Source organism: Fulvimarina manganoxydans (genome assembly GCF_900176465.1).
Lineage (GTDB): Bacteria > Pseudomonadota > Alphaproteobacteria > Rhizobiales > Rhizobiaceae > Fulvimarina > Fulvimarina manganoxydans.
The window spans coordinates 139,170-157,549 of record NZ_FWXR01000006.1 but is presented as its reverse complement, the minus strand read 5'-3'; the positions used below and the strand labels follow the sequence as shown (position 1 = coordinate 157,549).

General features: G+C 63.6%; 14 protein-coding genes and 1 pseudogene. 5 read left to right on the top strand and 10 right to left on the bottom strand.

Translation table 11 applies throughout. The annotated features are described in order from the left end of the window. The first annotated feature begins 38 nt into the window (after positions 1-38). From B9A15_RS09440 to B9A15_RS09425, 4 genes are all read left to right on the top strand, one after another. Positions 39-1,943 carry an ABCB family ABC transporter ATP-binding protein/permease gene (locus tag B9A15_RS09440; protein ID WP_084409800.1) on the top strand — a complete coding sequence of 635 codons (1,905 nt, stop codon included), beginning with the start codon at positions 39-41 and terminating at the stop codon, positions 1,941-1,943. 172 nt (positions 1,944-2,115) lie between these two features. After that, the gene (gene hisD / locus B9A15_RS09435; protein ID WP_084409799.1) at positions 2,116-3,408 is read left to right on the top strand and encodes a histidinol dehydrogenase; all 1,293 of its coding nucleotides are present in this window, start codon (positions 2,116-2,118) and stop codon (positions 3,406-3,408) included. 6 nt (positions 3,409-3,414) lie between these two features. Further along, on the top strand, positions 3,415-3,897 hold the full coding sequence (locus tag B9A15_RS09430) for a UPF0262 family protein (RefSeq protein WP_084409798.1): 483 nt from the start codon (positions 3,415-3,417) through the stop codon (positions 3,895-3,897). A 33-nt stretch (positions 3,898-3,930) separates the two neighbouring features. Next, positions 3,931-4,380, top strand: coding sequence for an arsenate-mycothiol transferase ArsC (locus B9A15_RS09425; RefSeq protein WP_425292952.1), 450 nt, complete (start codon positions 3,931-3,933; stop codon positions 4,378-4,380). Between the two features lies 1 nt (position 4,381). On the opposite strand, the gene B9A15_RS09420 is transcribed toward B9A15_RS09425, so the two are convergent. The 3 genes from B9A15_RS09420 to B9A15_RS09410 all read right to left on the bottom strand — a co-directional run bounded on the left by B9A15_RS09420 (position 4,382) and on the right by B9A15_RS09410 (position 7,200). Further along, a complete protein-coding gene (locus B9A15_RS09420) occupies positions 4,382-5,236 on the bottom strand; it encodes a TrmH family RNA methyltransferase (protein ID WP_084409796.1) in 855 nt (284 codons plus the stop codon). Between the two features lie 69 nt (positions 5,237-5,305). Then, on the bottom strand, positions 5,306-6,358 hold the full coding sequence (locus B9A15_RS09415) for a glycosyltransferase family 4 protein (protein WP_084409795.1): 1,053 nt from the start codon (positions 6,356-6,358) through the stop codon (positions 5,306-5,308). Next, positions 6,358-7,200, bottom strand: coding sequence for a UDP-2,3-diacylglucosamine diphosphatase (locus tag B9A15_RS09410; protein WP_084409794.1), 843 nt, complete (start codon positions 7,198-7,200; stop codon positions 6,358-6,360). Before B9A15_RS09410 ends, B9A15_RS09415 begins: the two co-directional genes overlap by 1 nt. A 308-nt stretch (positions 7,201-7,508) precedes the next feature. Between B9A15_RS09410 and B9A15_RS09405 the strand changes: the two genes are divergently transcribed. Continuing rightward, positions 7,509-9,812: an NADP-dependent malic enzyme gene (locus tag B9A15_RS09405; protein WP_084409793.1), complete on the top strand. Its 2,304-nt coding sequence runs from the start codon at positions 7,509-7,511 to the stop codon at positions 9,810-9,812. Between the two features lie 240 nt (positions 9,813-10,052). Here B9A15_RS09405 and proX read toward each other — a convergent pair whose 3' ends face one another. The 7 genes and pseudogenes from proX to pyrF all read right to left on the bottom strand — a co-directional run bounded on the left by proX (position 10,053) and on the right by pyrF (position 18,369). Then, positions 10,053-11,078 (bottom strand): glycine betaine/L-proline ABC transporter substrate-binding protein ProX, encoded by a 1,026-nt coding sequence (gene proX, locus B9A15_RS09400; RefSeq protein ID WP_084409792.1) that lies wholly within the window; start codon positions 11,076-11,078, stop codon positions 10,053-10,055. A gap of 121 nt (positions 11,079-11,199) precedes the next feature. Continuing rightward, entirely contained in the window at positions 11,200-12,414 is a 1,215-nt protein-coding gene (proW, locus tag B9A15_RS09395) for a glycine betaine/L-proline ABC transporter permease ProW (RefSeq protein ID WP_244556869.1), read from the bottom strand. Beyond that, positions 12,407-13,600: a glycine betaine/L-proline ABC transporter ATP-binding protein ProV gene (gene proV, locus B9A15_RS09390; RefSeq protein WP_084409791.1), complete on the bottom strand. Its 1,194-nt coding sequence runs from the start codon at positions 13,598-13,600 to the stop codon at positions 12,407-12,409. The genes proW and proV overlap by 8 nt, the downstream gene beginning before the upstream one ends. Positions 13,601-15,262: 1,662 nt before the next feature. Beyond that, a pseudogene (locus tag B9A15_RS23355) lies at positions 15,263-16,516 on the bottom strand (polyhydroxyalkanoate depolymerase); the annotation flags it as partial. Positions 16,517-16,679: 163 nt separating this feature from the next. Then, positions 16,680-17,273, bottom strand: a complete 594-nt coding sequence (locus B9A15_RS09380; RefSeq protein WP_084409789.1) for a GNAT family N-acetyltransferase — start codon at positions 17,271-17,273, stop codon at positions 16,680-16,682. Further along, positions 17,263-17,556 (bottom strand): DUF1330 domain-containing protein, encoded by a 294-nt coding sequence (locus B9A15_RS09375; RefSeq protein WP_084409788.1) that lies wholly within the window; start codon positions 17,554-17,556, stop codon positions 17,263-17,265. Before B9A15_RS09375 ends, B9A15_RS09380 begins: the two co-directional genes overlap by 11 nt. Before the next feature lie 102 nt (positions 17,557-17,658). Continuing rightward, entirely contained in the window at positions 17,659-18,369 is a 711-nt protein-coding gene (pyrF, locus tag B9A15_RS09370; RefSeq protein WP_084409787.1) for an orotidine-5'-phosphate decarboxylase, read from the bottom strand. Positions 18,370-18,380 lie beyond the last annotated feature (11 nt).

Here is an 18,380-nt window from a genome sequence, read left to right as displayed (position 1 = left end):
CCGCTCCTAAACGCACAGCCCACCGATCCGAGGACCTCTTGGCCGATCCGCAACGGACAATTTCCGGCGACAGCGGCGCCACCCTGTCGACGCTGAAGAATCTTTGGCCCTATATGTGGCCCGACGACCGGCCGGACCTCAAACGCCGCGTGCTTTGGGCGACGCTGTTCCTGGTGGCGGCGAAGCTATTAACCGTCGGCGTTCCCTATTTCTACAAATGGGCGACCGATGCTCTGGACGGGGCGAACACGGCGCGCGAATGGCTGCCGATCGTCCTCACCGGCGCAATCACGCTCGTCGTCTCCTATAATGTGGCGCGGATCATCTCGGTCGGGCTCAACCAGCTGCGTGACGCGCTGTTCGCCTCCGTCGGCCAATATGCCGTGCGGCGTCTCGCCTATCGCACCTTCGTTCACATGCACCGCCTGTCGCTGCGCTTCCATCTGGAGCGTCGCACCGGCGGTCTGTCCCGGATCATCGAGCGCGGCACCAAGGGCATTGAGGCGATCGTCCGTTTCACCATCCTCAACACCCTGCCGACGCTTCTCGAATTCGCCCTCGTCGCCGTCATTTTCGGCTTCGCCTATGGCCTCGCCTATGTGGCGGTGATCGGGATCACGGTCTGGCTCTATGCTTGGTTCACCATCCGGGCGAGCGACTGGCGGATCGGCATTCGCCGGGCGATGAACGATTCCGACACGGAAGCAAACACCAAAGCGATCGACTCGCTCCTCAATTTCGAGACGGTCAAATATTTCGGCAATGAAGCGATGGAGGCCGAGCGCTTCGACCGCTCCATGGCGCGGTACGAACATGCGGCGACCCGCATTTGGACCTCGCTCGGCTGGCTGAATTTCGGCCAAGGCGTCATTTTCGGCGCCGGCATGGCGGTCGCCATGGTCATGTCGGCCTTTGCCGTGCGGGCCGGTACGCAGACGCTCGGCGATTTCGTCTTCATCAACGCCATGTTGATGCAGCTCTCGATCCCGCTCAACTTCATCGGCTTTGTCTATCGCGAAATCCGCCAGGGCCTGGCCGATATCGAGGCGATGTTCGCCCTTCTCTCGGTCAAGGCGGAGGTGCGCGACAGGCCGGACGCCAAGCCGATCGCCATCCAGAACGCCTCCATCAAATTCGAGGATGTGCGCTTCGGCTATGATCGCGAACGCCCGATCCTGAAAGGCATTTCCTTCGAAGTGCCGGCGGGGCGCTCCATCGCTATTGTCGGCCCGTCCGGTGCGGGCAAATCCACGATCTCCCGGCTCCTCTTCCGCTTCTACGATGTCGGCTCGGGCCGCATCACCATCGATGGCAAGGACATCTCGCAGGTCACCCAGGAAAGCGTTCGCGCTTTGATCGGCATCGTTCCCCAGGACACGGTCCTCTTCAACGATACGATCGCCTACAATATCCGCTATGGGCGCCCGGATGCGAGCGAGGAGGAGGTTCAGCGCGCCGCCGATCTCGCCCAGATCGGCCCCTTCATCCGCTCGTTGCCCGATGGTTTCGAGGCGATGGTGGGCGAGCGCGGCCTGAAACTGTCGGGCGGCGAGAAGCAGCGCGTGGCGATCGCCCGCACCATTTTGAAAGCGCCGCCCATCCTCGTTCTCGACGAGGCGACGAGCGCCCTCGACACGCATACCGAACAGGAAATCCAAGACGCCCTCGACCTCGTCTCGAAGGGCCGCACCACGCTGACCATCGCCCACCGGCTCTCCACCGTGGTGGGCGCCGACGAGATCATCGTGCTGAAGGCCGGCGAGATTATCGAGCGGGGCACCCATCGCGATCTCGTCGCGGCGGGTGGCCTCTATGCCGAGATGTGGTCCATGCAACGCGAAGCGACCGAAGCCGAGGAAGCCCTTCGCCGCGCCCGCGAGGCCGACGAGATGGGCGTTCTCGAACGGCGGCGCACCGATCCGCTTGGCGATCGCCAGGGCTAGGTCGAGGCTGACATTAAGCTTCGACGCCCCATTTCCAGCAAAACAACCCCGTTCGGCCTGTCGCATTGCGGGTCAGGGCCTGCCGGGCTATCGAGGGACGAAGGGATCGCCATGAGCGCGGCTGGTCAAGGCCCCGCTCGAATGGCCGAAGATAAGGGATGAGAGGCGAGACGTGCCCCAAAGGCTGACCACCGCCGATGCCGATTTCGAGACGCGCTTCGAGGCCTTTCTTGCAGAAAAGCGCGAAGCCGAGCCGGACGTTGCCGGCGCCGTCCGCTCGATCATTGCCGATGTGAGGGCTCGGGGCGACAAAGCCGTGATCGAGCTCACGGAAAAGTTCGACGCGCTTGCGCTGACGCCGGAAACCGTCCGCGTCCCGGCGGCCGAGATCGAGGCGGCTTGGGCGGCGACTCCCGAAAAGACCCGCGAGGCGCTACAGACCGCCGAGGCGCGTATTCGCTCCCATCACGCACGCCAGCTTCCCAAAGACGATCGCTATACGGACGGGCTCGGCGTCGAGCTCGGCAGCCGGTGGACGGCGGTCGAATCGGTCGGCCTCTATGTGCCGGGCGGGACGGCGAGCTACCCGTCATCGGTCCTGATGAACGCGGTTCCGGCCAAGGTCGCGGGGGTGAAACGCATCGCCATGGCGGTGCCGGCTCGGGCGGGCGAGCTGAACCCGCTGGTTCTGGCCGCCGCCCATCTTGCCGGCGTCGACGAAATCTACCGCATCGGCGGGGCGCAGGCCGTCGCGGCGCTCGCCTATGGCACCGAAACGATCGCACCGGTCGTCAAGATCGTCGGCCCCGGCAACGCTTATGTGGCCGAAGCCAAACGCCAGGTCTTCGGCCGTGTCGGCATCGACATGATCGCTGGCCCCTCCGAGATTCTGGTCATCGCCGATGGCGGCAATGATCCCGACTGGATTGCGGCCGATCTTCTCTCCCAGGCCGAGCACGACCCCTCCGCCCAATCGATCCTCATTACAGACGACGCGGGTTTCGCCGAGGCTGCCGAGGCCGCCGTCGAGCGCCAGTTGAAGCAGTTGCCCCGCGAGGCGACCGCCCGTGCCAGCTGGGAAACCCATGGCGCGGTGATCCTCGTCTCCTCCATGACGGAGGCGCCAGCGATTGCCGACCGGATCGCCGCCGAGCATCTGGAACTCGCCGTGGAAGAGCCCGAAGGCCTGCTTGCCAAGATCAGCAATGCGGGCGCCATCTTCCTCGGCCGGCATACGCCAGAGGTCATCGGCGACTATGTGGGCGGCTCGAACCATGTTCTGCCCACATCGCGCTCGGCACGGTTCTCGTCCGGGCTTTCCGTGCTCGATTTCGTCAAGCGAACCTCCATCCTCAAGCTCGGGCCCGAACAGCTGAAGGCGCTCGCCCCGGCTGCGATGGAGCTTGCAAGGGTCGAAGGTCTCGACGCCCATGGCCGCTCGGTCGGCATCCGAGTCAATCTTTGAGGACGCATGATGGCTGAACAGCCGAAAGGCCGGCTCGTCGACGTCGAACTCGATGACACGATCGGACGGGCGACACCCGACGTCGAACACGAGCGCAATGTGGCGATCTTCGATCTGATCGAGGAAAACGTCTTCAACCCGGCCGGCGCGCCCGAGAATGGCCGCTTCAAGCTGAAGCTCTCTTTGGTGGACAAGCGTCTCGTCTTCGACATTCGCAACGAGGCGGACGAGCCGCTCGTCACCCATATTCTGTCGCTGACGCCGTTCAGAAAGGTCATCAAAGACTACTTCATGATCTGCGACAGCTACTACGAGGCGATCCGCTCGGCGACGCCCCAGCAGATCGAGGCGATCGATATGGGACGTCGCGGCATCCACAATGACGGGTCGACGACCCTGATGGAACGGTTGAAGGGGAAGATCGATGTCGATCTCGATACGGCACGCCGGCTGTTCACCCTCATCTGCGTCCTGCAGTGGCGAAACTGACGCGCCTGCATCCATGGTGGTCCGGAAGTGAGCTTGCCCGGCTCCTCTGGCGGTCGCATCTCATCCATCCTGTTCCTCTGCGGGATGAACTCGATCCGCTCACCAATGGCCGAGGCGATCGCCAAGGCCGCCTTACCCCCGACGGTCTACGTCGCCTCCGCTGGCGTCCGGGCCGGCGAGCGCGATCCCTTCGTCGATTCGGTCCTCTCCGAACACGGGCTCGATCTCGGCACTCGGCGCCCGCAGCTCTATGACGATCTCGAAGACGATTATTTCGATCTGATCGTCACCATGGCACCGGAAGCCCATCACATGGCGCTCGACGCCATGGGCACCCAATCGGTCGAGATCGAATTCTGGCCGATGCCCGACCCGTCCGTCGCCACCGGCACGCGCGAGCAGATTCTCGACGCCTATCGCGACCTTTATCGCCGGATCGTCAAGCGGTTCGGCGAGCGGTTTCCGGCCTTCCGCGAACCGTAACTCAGCCTGCGCTGCGGGCTTCGAAAAGACGGGCGAGCACGATCGCGGCGCTCACCGCGACATTCAGGCTGTCCACATGCTCGGCCATTGGGATGCCGAGCCCCATCGCCCGGCGCAGCACCGAGGCCGGCAGCCCCGGCCCTTCCGCCCCAACGAAAAGAGCGAGAGGCCGCGCCGGATCGAGGCTCGCCGGCGTCGCCTCGGCACTCGGCGTCAGCGCGACCGGCTGATAGCCGGCCTCGCACACGCTCTTGAGAATGGTCTCGGCGTCGCCGCCATGATGCCAAGGTGTCGTCAGCACCGTGCCGACCGAAACCCGCAAGGCTTTTCGGTAAAGCGGATGGCAGGAGGTTTCGTCGAGGAGCACCACGCCGACGCCGAAGGCCGCGCCATTGCGGAACAGGGCGCCGACATTGTCGTGATTGGCAATCCCGATGGCGGCAAGGATCGGTTTCCTCGCCTGCGCGGCCGCTTTGGCGACGACCGTCTCAAGCGTCGGCGCAGCCTCCCTCTCGATCCCGAAGGCAAGGACGCCGCGATGCATCGGAAAGCCGGCAATGGCGTCGATTACGTCGCGCTCGGCCACGTAGATGGGGCAATCCGAGCCTAAGCGCTCGATGCGATCGGCGATGCCCGGCAGGCGGTTTTTCAGAACGAGAAGCGAGGCCGCGCGAAATCGCTCGCTGATCGCCAAATGATCGAGAAGCACCGTGCCTTCCGCGATGAAGCCCGATCGGCGAACGAGATCCTTTTCACGAATGTCGCGGAAGACCGCGATCCGTGGATCGTCCGGGTCGGTGATCGGCAGGACGGTTCGTCCCGGTTGAAGCGCGGACAAGGATTGGCTGTCGGTCATGCTTCGTCAGATGACGCAGCCGGCCTATGAGGGCAAGCGCTCGCTCTTGCGCAAAGGCAAACGCATCGCTCAGGCGGCGAGACGCGGTGACCGCTCCAAGCCGTGTTCGTCGATGTCCGTCATATCGAACTCGGCAGCCGCTTCCACGAAGATATCGGCGCAAGCGGCCCAGCTGAAGGCTTCGGATCGCGCCAGCGCATCTCGCGGGCTGAGGTCCAGCGCTTGCAGACAGGCCGTTCTCAGATCGTCCGACATGATGCCGGCTCTCGTCTCGGCAATGACGTCGATGGGGCCCGGCTCGCGATAGGTCGCCAGCGGAAGGCCACAGGCGAGTGCCTCGATCAAGACGATCCCGAAGGTGTCGGTCTTGGACGGGAAGACGAAGACATCGGCCGCGGCATAATGGCTGGCGAGCGCCGCACCCACCTGCTTGCCGGCGAAATGGACGTCCGGATAGCGGCGTTTCAGATCGGCAAGGGTCGGGCCGTCGCCGACGACGAGCTTGGAGCCGGGCAGGTCGAGATCGAGGAAGGCCTCGATATTCTTCTCCGGCGCGATGCGCGAGACGGTCATGAAGATCGGGCGCGGCAGGTCGAGCGGAACGGGATCGGCTTTACGGAACAGCGAGCGATCAACGCCGCGCGTCCAGGTGACGAGATGCGAAAAGCCGCGCTCGGAAAGCTCCCGGCGCATGGTTTCGGTCGGCACGAGAACGGCGCTCGCCGGCCGATGAAACCAGCGCAGAAAGGCATAGGTCCAGGCCTCCGGGATCGGCGCGCGTTTGCGCAGATATTCCGGGAAACGCGTGTGGAAGCTCGTGGTGAAGCTCAGACCAAGATCGAGCGCGGCGCGCCGGGCCGCAAGACCGATCAGGCCTTCCGTCGCGATATGGATCGCGGTCGGGCGAAAGGCGGCGATCCGCTTGGCGATCTGCCGGCTGCGGGCCAGCGCCAGCCGGATTTCACCATAGGTCGGACACGGCACGGTGCGAAAATCCGCTGGGCTGACGATCTCGACCTCATGGCCGCGCGCGGTCAGTTCGTCGGTCAGGCTCGACAGGGTCCGCACGACGCCGTTGACCTGGGGATGCCAGGCATCCGTCGCGATGAGATAGCGGCCCATCAGGCGGCCTCGGCCGGGCGCTCGCTCGCCCGCTGGCCGCTCGCCGGTTTGGGAAGCGCCGTCACTTTCGGGCGCAGCGCCTCTTCGCGCATGAGATCGGCCCAGCGCACGAGTTCGAGGGTTCCGTCATAACGCTCGGCGACCGCCGTGCAGCTTTCCACCCAGTCGCCGGTATTCACATATTCGACGCCGTTCAATTCGCGCATCTCGGCGTGATGGATATGGCCGCAAATGACGCCGTCGCAGCCATGGCGCTCGGCTTCGGCGGCGAGCGCCTGCTCGAAGGCCCCGATGAAGTTGACGGCGTTCTTGACCTTGAGCTTGGCCCAGGAGGAGAAGGACCAATAGGGGAAGCCCAGACGTCGACGGACCTTGTTGAAGATCACATTGATGGCGATCGCCGCGTCATAGGCCCAATCGCCGAGATAGGCGATGATACGGGCATTGCGCACCACCACATCGAACTCGTCGCCATGCATCACCAGGAACTTGCGACCGTCCGCTGTCGTGTGGATGTCGTTCTGCCGGACCTCGACGCCGCCGAAATGCTGGCCCGGAAAGTCGCGCAAGAACTCGTCGTGATTGCCGGGAATATAGACGATCCGGCTGCCCTTACGCGCCTTGCGCAAGAGCTTCTGGACCACGTCGTTGTGAAGCTGGGGCCAATGCCAGGAGCGCTTCAGGCGCCAGCCATCGACGATGTCCCCGACGAGATAGATCGTCTCGGCGTCGTGGACGCGCAGAAAATCGACCAGCAGTTCGGCCTGTGCGGCCTTCGAGCCGAGATGCACATCCGAGATGAACAGGGTGCGGAAATGGCGCGCCGTCATTTGGGAGGTCATGGTCGCCTTGGCCTTTCTTCGGGTCCGCCGGGAGCGATCGGTTCCGCGTTAAGGCTTTGCACATGCCTGATTGCATCCGTGTGACGATTGTCCGACGCTCTTATGACGGGCAGGGCTTGTCCCCTGAAAGGCACGCAAGGGAAGCTGGAGGTTCGCCGGAGCGGGCCGCTAGAGCGACGGGTTGCCGAAAAACCGGTATCCGCTTTTTCGCCCGTCGCTTGATAGCTTCACTGCTTGTCGCCGCCTAAGGACACGCTTACTAACCAGCCGAGAACTTGATCCCTTTTTGACGAGGAGCGGCTGAGGCGATGATGGAAGGCGACAATTCGAGACCGACGAGCGGCGACCTCGACGAGCAGGCCCTGTTCTTCCATCGCCATCCCAAGCCCGGCAAGCTGGCGATCCAGGCGACGAAGCCCCTGGGCAACCAGCGCGATCTGGCGCTCGCCTATTCGCCAGGCGTCGCCGCGCCTTGCCTTGCGATCGCCAAAGACCCCCATCTGGCTGCCGACTATACGAGCCGGGCCAATCTCGTCGCCGTCGTCTCCAACGGCACCGCCGTTCTCGGACTCGGCAATATCGGGCCGCTGGCCTCCAAGCCCGTGATGGAGGGCAAAGCGGTCCTCTTCAAGAAATTCGCCGATATCGACGTCTTCGACATCGAGATCGACGCCCATGAGATCGACCGGATCTGCGACGTCGTGGCGGCGCTGGAGCCAACCTTCGGCGGCATCAATCTGGAAGACATCAAGGCGCCCGAATGTTTCGAGGTGGAAAGCCGACTGCGCGAGCGCATGGCGATCCCGGTCTTCCACGACGATCAACACGGCACGGCGATCATCGTCGCCGCCGCGATCCGCAACGGGTTAATGCTGGCCGGAAAGAAGCTGGACGAGGTGAAGATCGTCGCCTCGGGCGCCGGCGCCGCCGCGCTCGCCTGCCTCAATCTTCTGGTCGAACTCGGCGCAAGACGCGAGAACATCATCGTCACCGACATCGACGGCGTCGTCTATGAAGGGCGCGAGGCCATGGATCGCTGGAAGGCGGTCTATGCCAAGAAGACCGAGATGCGCACGCTGGAAGAGGCCTGCGAGGGTGCCGATATCTTCCTCGGTCTGTCCGCCGGCGGCGTCCTCAAGCCGGACTATCTGAAGAAGATGGCGGACCGGCCGCTGATCATGGCGCTCGCCAATCCGACACCGGAGATTATGCCATCCCTCGCCAAGGAAGTGCGGCCCGACGCGATGATCTGCACCGGGCGTTCGGACTTTCCGAACCAGGTCAACAACGTTCTGTGCTTCCCTTACATTTTCCGAGGCGCACTCGATTGCGGCGCGACATCGATCACCGAATCCATGAAGCAGGCCGCGGTCGATGCGATCGCCGCCCTTGCCCGTGAAGACGTCTCGGAAGTCGCGGCCAAGGCCTATGGATCGGAAACGCCGATCTTCGGCCCGGATTTCCTGATCCCGACCCCCTTCGACCCGCGGCTCATCCTGAAGATCGCGCCGGCCGTCGCGGAAGCGGCCGAGCGGGACGGCGTCGCAACGCGCCCGATCACCGATCGCGGCGCCTATCTGGAAAAGCTCAATCGTTTCGTCTTCCGCTCCGGCCTCATCATGAAGCCGATCTTCCAGATCGCGACCGGTTGCGAGAAGCGGATCATCTTTTCAGACGGCGAGGACGAACGGGTGCTGCGCGCCGCCCAGGTCCTTCTCGAAGACCGCGTCTGCCAGCCAATCCTCATCGGCCGTCCGTCGGTGATTTCCAGCCGGCTCGAACGCTTCGGTCTGCGCATTCGCCCCGGCACCGATTTCGAGGTGATCAATCCGGAAGACGACCCGCGCTATCGCGACTATGTGGACCATTATTTCGCAAAGGTCGGCCGCAAGGGCGTGACCCCCGATACGGCCCGCAGCGTGGTGCGCACCAATCCGACGGTGATCGCTGCCGTCGCCGTCTCGCGCGGCGAGGCGGACGCCATGATCTGCGGCCTGGAAGGGCGCTACCCCGCCCATGTCACCGATATCAGCCAGGTGGTGGGCGTTGCCGAGGGCGTAAAGAAATTTGCCGCCCTCTCCATGCTGATCGCACAAGGCGGGACGAAGTTCTTCCTCGACACCTATGTCCAGCGCAATCCGAATGCGGCCGAGCTCGCCGAGATGACCCTGCTCGCGGCCGACGAGATCAACCGCTTCGGCATCACCCCGAAGATCGCGCTCGTCTCCCATTCCAATTTCGGCTCGGACGATACGCCCGACGCCGAAAAGCTGAGGGACGCGCTCGCCTTGATCCGCGAGGCGGCGCCCGATCTCGAAATCGACGGCGAAATGCATGGCGATGCGGCGCTGAACGCGACGATGCGGGCGCGCACCATGCCGAATTCGACGCTTGACGGCGAGGCCAATCTCCTCGTCTTCCCGACGCTCGACGCGGCGAACATCACCTTGAACGTGGTGAAGTCGATGCTGGAGGCGCTGCATGTGGGCCCCCTTCTCCTCGGGCCCGCCTCGCCCGCCCATGTGCTGACCCCGTCGGTGACCTCGCGCGGCGTCGTCAACATGGCGGCGATCGCCGCCGCCCAGGTCGTTCAGCGCACGGCAAAAGCGTAAGCGCGAGAGGTCCAAGGCTCCGGCGCGAGGCGGCGACAGCCTCGCGGACAAACGAAAACGCCGGCCTCTCTGGGGCCCGTTTTCACATTCAAGAAGACCATTCGAGAATGGCGAGGCGATCATGCGAAATTTGTCAGTTCGCTTCGCGATACGGATCTTGAGAACCGCTGAAGCGCCGCGAGGGCTTGGATACGGCGTCCGACCGAACCAGTCGGACACCGTATCAACGGCCCGAGATGGTTACTTTTTCGCGGCGGCGCGGGCCTCTTCCAGCCAGCCGTTCCACTGGTCCTGGTGACCGGCGATCCAGGCGTCGGCATGCTTCTCGATATCGGCTTCCGAATCCTGGCCCTGCTGCATCAGGAGATTTTGGGCGCTGATGTCGTTGGACGAGACCTGCATGATCGAGAAGAGCTTGGCCGCATCGGGATGGGCCTCGGCGAATTCGCGATTGGCGATGATGCGCTGATTGTTGGCCTCGAAGCCGTAATTCGAGCCGTCCGGCAGCGAGGTGTCGACGTCCGAGCGCTCGCCCGGCAGCGAGGAGAACGGTACGTTGAGCCAGGTCACGTCCTTGCCCGGCACCATCACGCCTGAAACCCAGTAAGGGGTCCAGGTGTAATAAAAGACCGGCTTGCCTTCCTTGAAGCGCGTGATCGTGTCGGCGATGATCGCCGAATAGGAGCCCTGATTGTGGGTGACCGTGTCGCGCAGACCGAAGGCGTCGAGCTGATGCTCGATCACCGCTTCGCAGCCCCAGCCCGGGGTGCAGCCGGCAAGATCGGCCTTGCCGTCGCCATCGGCGTCGAAGAGCTTGGCGATCTCGGGATCCTTCAGCTGATCGATATTGGTGATGTTGTGCTCATCGGCCGTTTTCTTGTCGATAAGATAGCCCTGAAGCGCGCCGGGCGAATAGACGCCCTCGCGATAGAGCTTCGCGTCACCGCCGGCCGCCGTATAGAAATCGGCATGGAGCGGGTCCCAATGATCGGCCATGAAGGTGCCGTCACCATTGGCGGTGGCGACATGACCGGCCGCATATTCGATTTCCTTGATCTCACCGACGTCGTAGCCGAGCTCTTCGAGCGCCTTGGAAACCAGGAGCGTCTGAAAGGTCTCTTCGGCGATCGAGGATTTCAGCGGCGTCACAGACACGCCCGCGCCCGGCTTATCCGCATCCTGGGCAAGAGCCGGCAGAGCGGCAAAGGACAGGCTGACGGCCGTCGCGCAAGCAAGAAGGGCAGACTTCGACTGGAAGAGACTCATGCAGGAACTCCCATGGGTGGTTTTGTTGAAAGAAGCGCGTCCAGACTTTTAAAGAGGGGCTCGGAACGCGGCTCCGGTTCGGTTGGAGGCGACCGACGGGCGGTCGCACTCGATGCAAGGATCAGGAGGCGAGCTTGGCCCGGCTTTCTTCTCCGGCTTCGGCCCCGGTGCGGGCCGATGTCCGGCCGAGAAGCCGGCGCGCATAGCCGATCGGCCCGCCTTCATGCCAGGCCAGATTGCCGCGCTCACGGCGGGACTGGCCAAGAGACTGTGTCATCCGATCGATGAGGATCGCCAGGATCACGATGCCGACGCCGCCGACGGTCGCAAGGCCCATGTCCAGACGGCCGATACCGCGCAGAACCATCTGACCGAGGCCGCCGACCGCGATCATCGAGGCGATGACCACCATGGAGAGCGCCAGCATCAGCGTCTGGTTCACGCCGGCCATGATGGTCGGCATCGCGATCGGCAGCTGGACCTTATAGAGAAGCTGACGCTTGGAGGCACCGAAGCTCGTCGCCGCTTCGATGAGGTCCTTCGGGACCTGGCGGATGGCGAGATTGGTCAGGCGGATCAGCGGCGGCAGGGCGAAGATGATGGTCACGACGACGCCCGGCACGTTGCCGATGCCGAAGAGCATGACGATCGGCACGAGATAGACGAAGGCCGGCGTCGTCTGCATGGCGTCGAGGACAGGCCGCAGACCGCTCGCCGCCCGGTCGTTGCGCGACAGCCAGATGCCGGTCGGCAGACCGATGACGACGCAGAAAAAGACCGAGGTGAAGACGAGTGCCAGCGTGACCATCGCTTCCGACCAAGCGCCGATCAGGCCGACGAAAGTGAGCGAGAGCACTGCGCCGATGGCGAGGCGCCGTCCGGCCACCTGCCAGGCCAAGAGGCCGATGATGAGGATCATGAGCAGCGGCGGCGTGCCCTGAAGCATCGCTTCGATGAAGGACAGAACGCCATCGATCGGATAGCGGATCGCCTGAAAGACAGGGCGGAAGTGCGCGACGACCCAGCTGAGACCGCTATCTACCCAGTCGTTCAGCGGAATGACCGAATGGTCGAAGGGGTGGAGCCAGTCGAAGCTCTTCTCCGGGGCGGCCGGCACTTGGGAGAGCCAATCCGGCGTCCCGGAGACCGTTCCGGGAGGGGTGCTCGTTGCCGCATCGCCCGCGGACGATGCCCCGCCTCCCCAAGGGTTGGAGGCCGCCGCGCCCGCATCTGGAGCCGAACCGGCGGCGGGAGCCGCCGACTGGGTGGAGGCGCCGCCTCCGGTTGCCCAGGGATTGTCCGCCTGAGCCATTTTGATGGTCACCTGATCAACCATGGGTCTCGTTCTCCCGGCACATGGCCTTCAACAGGATCTCGCGGCTCACGCCACCGATGAGGCGACCATCCCCGCGCGTCACGGGAACCGGACAAGGCGCGTGGGCGACCGGCCTTACGACTTCGCTGAGCTTGGTCTCTTGGCTGACGGCCTCCACATTGGAGAGCGTCGCGAGGGTCAGGCCGGCGCCGTTCGTCAGATGCCGCAGGGAGGCTTGCGACACCGTCCCCGTATAGCGTCCATCGGCGTCGACGACGTAGCCATGACTGGCAGAGCCCAGCTTGTTGGTCGCCGTCTGCGGATCGTCCGTCGCGACGACCACCGGAAGCAAGCCCTCCTGCACGATGTCGGCGACCGTATAGACATGCTGGACGTCCACACCGCGGAAGAAGGAGCGGACATAGTCGTTCGCGGGATTCTTCAAAATATCGTCCGGCGTGCCGACCTGGACGACCAGTCCGCCCTGCATGATGGCGATGCGATCGCCGATGCGCATGGCCTCGTCGAGATCGTGCGAGATGAAGACGATCGTGCGGCGATGCTTGGCCTGAAGCTCGACTAGTTCGTCCTGCATCTCGGTGCGGATTAGCGGATCGAGGGCGGAAAAGGCCTCGTCCATCAAGAGGATGGACGGGTCGTTGGCGAGCGCGCGGGCCAGGCCGACGCGCTGCTGCATACCGCCTGACAATTCGTTCGGATAATTGCTGCCATAGGCGCCGAGACCGACCTGCTCCAAGGCTTCACGGGCCCGCGCCTCCCGCTTGCTGAGCGGCACGCCGGACAATTCCAGTCCGAAGGCAGCGTTCTGCAAGACGTTCATGTGGGGCATGAGGGCGAAGGACTGGAAGACCATGGAGATATGCTTCCGGCGAAACGCCATCAACTGCTTCTCGTCCATGGTGGCTATATCTTCACCACCGACGACGATCTCGCCCGCGGACGGCGCGATCAGCCGGTTGAGCATGCGAACCAGCGTCGACTTACCGGAGCCGGACAACCCCATCACGACGAAAATCTCGCCTTCTCGGACGGAGAAGCTGGCATCGCAAACGCCAAGCATCATTCCAGTCTTCGAAAATATTTCGTCTTTGTTATGTCCGTTTCGATAGAGATCGATGGCAGCCTTCGGCGCCGATCCAAATACCTTGAACAAGTTCCTGACTTGTAAGGCCTCAGCTTGACTCATTTGACTGTCCATGAAGAAGGAACTGCGTAATTAAGCACCACGCTCTCTATAACGGGGTCTCAAACGCAAAAAATGTCAAGTCGAGAGTTGAAATTTGTCTATATTAGCCCGCGAAAAAATGAATTCGCGATTTAGCGAGGACCCGGGCGACATCAAGCATAGAGAGAGCGACAGGTCGTGACGCTCGGTCGGGGCCACCGATAAGCTGTCGGACTGCCTAGAAATCCAGCAATCGCCCTTTGGTCGATTCCCCCATGGCAGGGGAGACCAGAGCCACGTCCATCGCCTTTTCCATGGCGGCAGCGCGTTGGGCAAAGGGGCAACAGGCCATTTCGACGACGGCGATGGTGTCTCTCCTATCGGCTGCCCAGTTGATGGGACAGGCCCGGCTCGAGCACCGCTTCCCGCAATCTGGTCAAACCGATCTACCGCCGGCCGGAAAGAGCCGATCCATAAAAAGAAAAAGGCCCCGACTGAGGCCTCCTTTGTTTCGATGAGCAGGGGAAAGGCCCCGCGTCATTTCTTGCGGGCGGCCGTCGCACGGCGCGAATGGCGATTGCCATTCTTGGCAACCCCGCGGTCGCTGGCTGGCTTGGCCGGACTGCTGGCCTCCGTTGGGGCTTGAGCCGGGGTGTCGCCTTTGGCCTTGGCAGCGGTGGTCGAAGCTGCCTTCGGCGTGGAGGCGGCGCTGCCGGACGCCGAAGCGGACGGCTTCGGACTGCGCTTTGCGCTCGCCGACGCCGAGGCCGCAAGAGCCGGCGCCTTGCGACGGGAGGCCTTCGTGTTGCGCGAGCCGGTGTTCGGCTTTGCAGCCGGGGCCGCAACGGAATCCTTGGCTTCCGTCTCTTCGGACTTGCCGGCCTCCGCCGGCTTGGATGCTTCGACCGAAACAGCTTCGGCCACCGCATCCTCTAGGGTCTTGTCCGCCGGTGCGGACTGCAACGCGGATGTTGCTTCGGCGAATTCCTGCGACGTCTCGGAAGCTGGCGCCGCCGCTGAAGGCATCTGTGCAGCCTCGATGACCGAGCCAAAATCGGCATTCGGCGCGCTCAACACGGATGCAGCATCTTCAGGCATGGCTGACGTGGCCGGTTCGGTTTCGGGCGCAGCCTCCGGGGAGCCGGCCTTTGTCGATACGCTCTCAGTCGACGGCGCCTCGTCACCGGCCGTCCGCGCAGTCGCCGTCGCCTCATTGACGGTCTCGGTCAGGCTTTCGCTCCCAGAACCGATCGCGTCCGCGCCGGCCTGCGTCGCATCGCTCACTTGATCAGCGACCGTATCGGCGACTTCGACTTCGGCCGTCTCGGCTGCCAACTCCTCGGATGCAGACGGCTTTGCCGATTCAGGCGCTGGCGCCGCGACATTTTCGGGAAGCGACACGACGCTGTCGGCCATCACACCGCCGCCGAAGCTGCCGAAGACGGCACGCCCTTTGGCGATTTTCTGGACGTTGGCGACGCCCTCCTGCATCAGCTTCTCGGCAGGCTCGGTGAAAACGCGCATCATGCGCTCGCCGGCCGCGAATGGGTTTCCCATGCCGAGCAACGGATCGGCGATGCCGGTCTCGCCGCCGGCCGAGAGGCTCTGGCCGAGCTCTTTGGCCTTGGAGTGGCGTTCGGCATGCGCGCCGTAATTGCGCTGGGTCTGGGTCTTGTTCGCCCCCTTCGGCAGATGCGCCGAGGAATGGGTGCGGCCATGAGTGAGGGCGAAATCGATGATACGCGGCACGATCTCGGCCCGGAAGCGCGAGCCGTTGAAGACGCCGTAATGCCCGACCTTCGGCTGCACGTAATGGACGCGCATTTCTTCGGGGATGTTGACGCAAAGATCCTGGGCGGCCTCGGTCTGGCCGACGCCGGAAATATCGTCATTCTCGCCTTCGACGGTCAGAAGCGCGACACGCTTGACGGCGCTCAAGTCGATCCGATCGCCCTTGAACATCATCTCGCCCTTGGGCAACGAGTGCTTGATGAAGACCTCTTCGACCGTCTGAAGATAGAACTCCGCCGTCATATCCATCACGGCGTTGTATTCGTCATAGAAGGTTCGGTGCTTCTCGGCGGAATCGCCGTCATTGTCGACGAGATGCCAGAAGAAGTCCTTATGGGCGATCATATGCCGATCGAGATTCATCGACATGAAGCCCGTCAGCTGCAGGAAGCCCGGATAGACCTTGCGCGTAAAGCCCGGCTGGGGGAACGGCACGGACATGATGACATTGTCGCGGAACCAATCGATGCCCTTCATCTGGGCCAGACGGTTCACGGCGGTTGGGTGGACGCGGGTGTCAATCGGCCCGCCCATCAGCGTCATGGTCGCAGGCGCGGCGTCGTCGCCCGCCTTCTCCATCGCCGCCACCGCCATCAGCACCGGAACGGCGGGCTGACAAACGGCCAGAACATGGGTGTCGGGGCCGAGATGGCGCAGGAAGTCGATGACATATTGGGTGTAGTCGTCGAGGTCGAACTTGCCCTCCGACACCGGCACCGTGCGCGCATCGGTCCAGTCGGTGATATAGACGTCGGCATAGGGAAGCAGAGCCTCGACCGTGCCGCGCAGAAGCGTCGCATAATGGCCGGACAGCGGCGCGACGATCAAAAAGCGCGGATCGGCTTTATGCTTTTGGGGCAGCTGACGGTCGAAATGGAGAAGCCGGCAGAAGGGCTTCTCGACGACAACCCGCTCTTTGACTTCCACCGGCTGGTGATCGACGACCGTCTGGGTCAGCCCGAATTCCGGCTTGCTGTAGACCCGTGTCGTGCGCTCGAAGAGTTCGGCGCCCGCGGCGATAGCGCGACCGACCGTCGTGCCCGACAGCGGATTCATCGGGTTCTGGTAGAACAGGCGCGTCGCGTCTGCAGCCGCCCGCATCGGGGTCAAAGCTGCATGGTTCCATTCGTAAAAGTAATACAACATCGACCCCTGTCAGCGTCCTCTCAAGCGCGATTTACCACGAAATGCTGCGTCGCACAAATCCAGTGACGCTTAGGGAAGGTCCGCAAGTGGACCGGAACGGCTCGCACCATCGCGCGAAGCCGGCATGGCGGCTCCTCATGATCGACAAGGATTGGCCTCGTCGTCAGAGCCATTTGATCATAACCGTTCGATCCTGGCCGGCCCCGCCACCCGGCGTTTCGGCTCGCCGCTTGTCGGCCAGCCATTGGGGCAGCTGCGCATCCGCCACGCGCAAAAAACCGAGCCGTTCGTAGAATGGCGCGCCGCAGGGAACGTCGCCATAGGTCGAAAGGCCTACGGCCCGAAAGAAGAACCAGGAGGCGCGCATCAGCACCGCTTCGACAAGGGCGGTTCCGATGCCCTTGCGGCCATGGTCCGGGTCGACGTCGAGCCCGGCGAGCCAGTAGAGATCGCTTTCCGGTGCGGCGGCGGCATAGGCGACCGGCAGCCCATCCTCCTTGTGGACGGCGACGAAGATCTCATGGGCGAGAAGGAAGCGGGTGAAGCGATCGATATCGACCTCTTCGCTCGCCGCCTCCGACTTGCCGACAGAGGCCAGAAGCAGAGCGCCAGCCCGCTCGATCTCGAAAAGGCGCGGGGCCTCTCCCGGCTCCATCATGCGGATGCGATAGCCGGCCGGTGCCAGACCCTTGAAAGCCTTGCGGCCATTCTTGGGCGGCTTTTGCGTCGGTCCTGTCTCCGCGATCCTATCCCTCATACCCTTCGACAATGATCATGTCCGCGTCGGCGACCATCTGCCGGATCGCCGCAGCCTTCTGGTATTGGGCGCTATCGTAGCAGGCCTTGGCTTGCTCGACGCTGTCGAACTCGATGACGACATTGCGCCCACGCTGCTGGCCTTCCAGCGGCGTCACGGGACCGCCGCGCGCCAGAAAACGTCCGCCATATTCGGCAAAGGCCGGCGCGGCGGTTTCAACATAGTCCTTATAGCGTTCCGGATCGCGCACATCGACGCGTGCGATCCAATATCCTTTGGCCATAACGGGTCACCTCCTCTTTGTGTTTCATGAAAGCCGTGGAAAGGGCCTGCGCGACGCCTATGGGCAGGTCCTGCCAGAGCCCAAAGACAGGTCGCACTCGCTTCAGGCCGCCGATCCCGTCGCGCCAGCCATCTCAGTCAGGATCGCTTCGGCGGCAGCCTTCGGATCGCTTGCGGCAACGATCGGACGCGCGACGACCAGATGAGAGGCGCCATTGGCGATCGCGTCGGCTGGTGTCACCACGCGCTTCTGATCGCCGGCCGCTGAGCCCATCGGCCGGATACCGGGCGTGACAATCGCCATGTCGGGGCCGACGATTTCGCGCAGGGCGCCCGCTTCGACCGCCGAGGCGACGAGACCGCCCATGCCGATTTCGCGCGCCTGCGCTGCGCGCTTGGCGACGAGATCCTCGACCGAGAGGCCATAGCCGGCCTCGGTGAGATCGGCATCGTCGAGGGCGGTGAGCACGGTCACGCCGAGCAGCGTCAGATCACTGCCCTTGGCCGCTTCGACGGCGGCGCGCATGGCATGGGGATAGGCATGGATGGTCAGCATGGCGGCGCCGAGATCCAACGCGGCTTCGACGCCCTTTGCCACCGTGTTCGGGATATCGAGAAGCTTCAGATCGAGAAAGACGCGCTTGCCCTCCTGCGAGAGCTCTCGCACCAGAGGCAGCCCACCAGCATAAGCGAGCTGATAGCCGATCTTATAAACGAGAGCGCACTCGCCGAGGGTCGAGACGATCCGTTCGGCCTCGGCCGTCGATGCAACGTCGAGGCCGACGATCAGACGCTCACGCATGTCCGGGATCATGGACACTCCCC

Excerpts from the sequence above, each read along its gene's own strand:
- B9A15_RS09430 (WP_084409798.1), top strand. The coding sequence starts at position 3,415 with ATGATGGCTGAACAGCCGAAAGGCCGGCTCGTCGACGTCGAACTCGAT.
- B9A15_RS09375 (WP_084409788.1), bottom strand. The coding sequence starts at position 17,556 with ATGGCCAAAGGATATTGGATCGCACGCGTCGATGTGCGCGATCCGGAA.
- B9A15_RS09410 (WP_084409794.1), bottom strand. The coding sequence starts at position 7,200 with ATGACCTCCCAAATGACGGCGCGCCATTTCCGCACCCTGTTCATCTCG.
- B9A15_RS09415 (WP_084409795.1), bottom strand. The coding sequence starts at position 6,358 with ATGGGCCGCTATCTCATCGCGACGGATGCCTGGCATCCCCAGGTCAAC.
- proX (WP_084409792.1), bottom strand. The coding sequence starts at position 11,078 with ATGAGTCTCTTCCAGTCGAAGTCTGCCCTTCTTGCTTGCGCGACGGCC.
- pyrF (WP_084409787.1), bottom strand. The coding sequence starts at position 18,369 with ATGATCCCGGACATGCGTGAGCGTCTGATCGTCGGCCTCGACGTTGCA.
- proV (WP_084409791.1), bottom strand. The coding sequence starts at position 13,600 with ATGAGTCAAGCTGAGGCCTTACAAGTCAGGAACTTGTTCAAGGTATTT.
- B9A15_RS09420 (WP_084409796.1), bottom strand. The coding sequence starts at position 5,236 with ATGACCGACAGCCAATCCTTGTCCGCGCTTCAACCGGGACGAACCGTC.
- proW (WP_244556869.1), bottom strand. The coding sequence starts at position 12,414 with ATGGTTGATCAGGTGACCATCAAAATGGCTCAGGCGGACAATCCCTGG.
- B9A15_RS09405 (WP_084409793.1), top strand. The coding sequence starts at position 7,509 with ATGATGGAAGGCGACAATTCGAGACCGACGAGCGGCGACCTCGACGAG.
- B9A15_RS09380 (WP_084409789.1), bottom strand. The coding sequence starts at position 17,273 with ATGAGGGATAGGATCGCGGAGACAGGACCGACGCAAAAGCCGCCCAAG.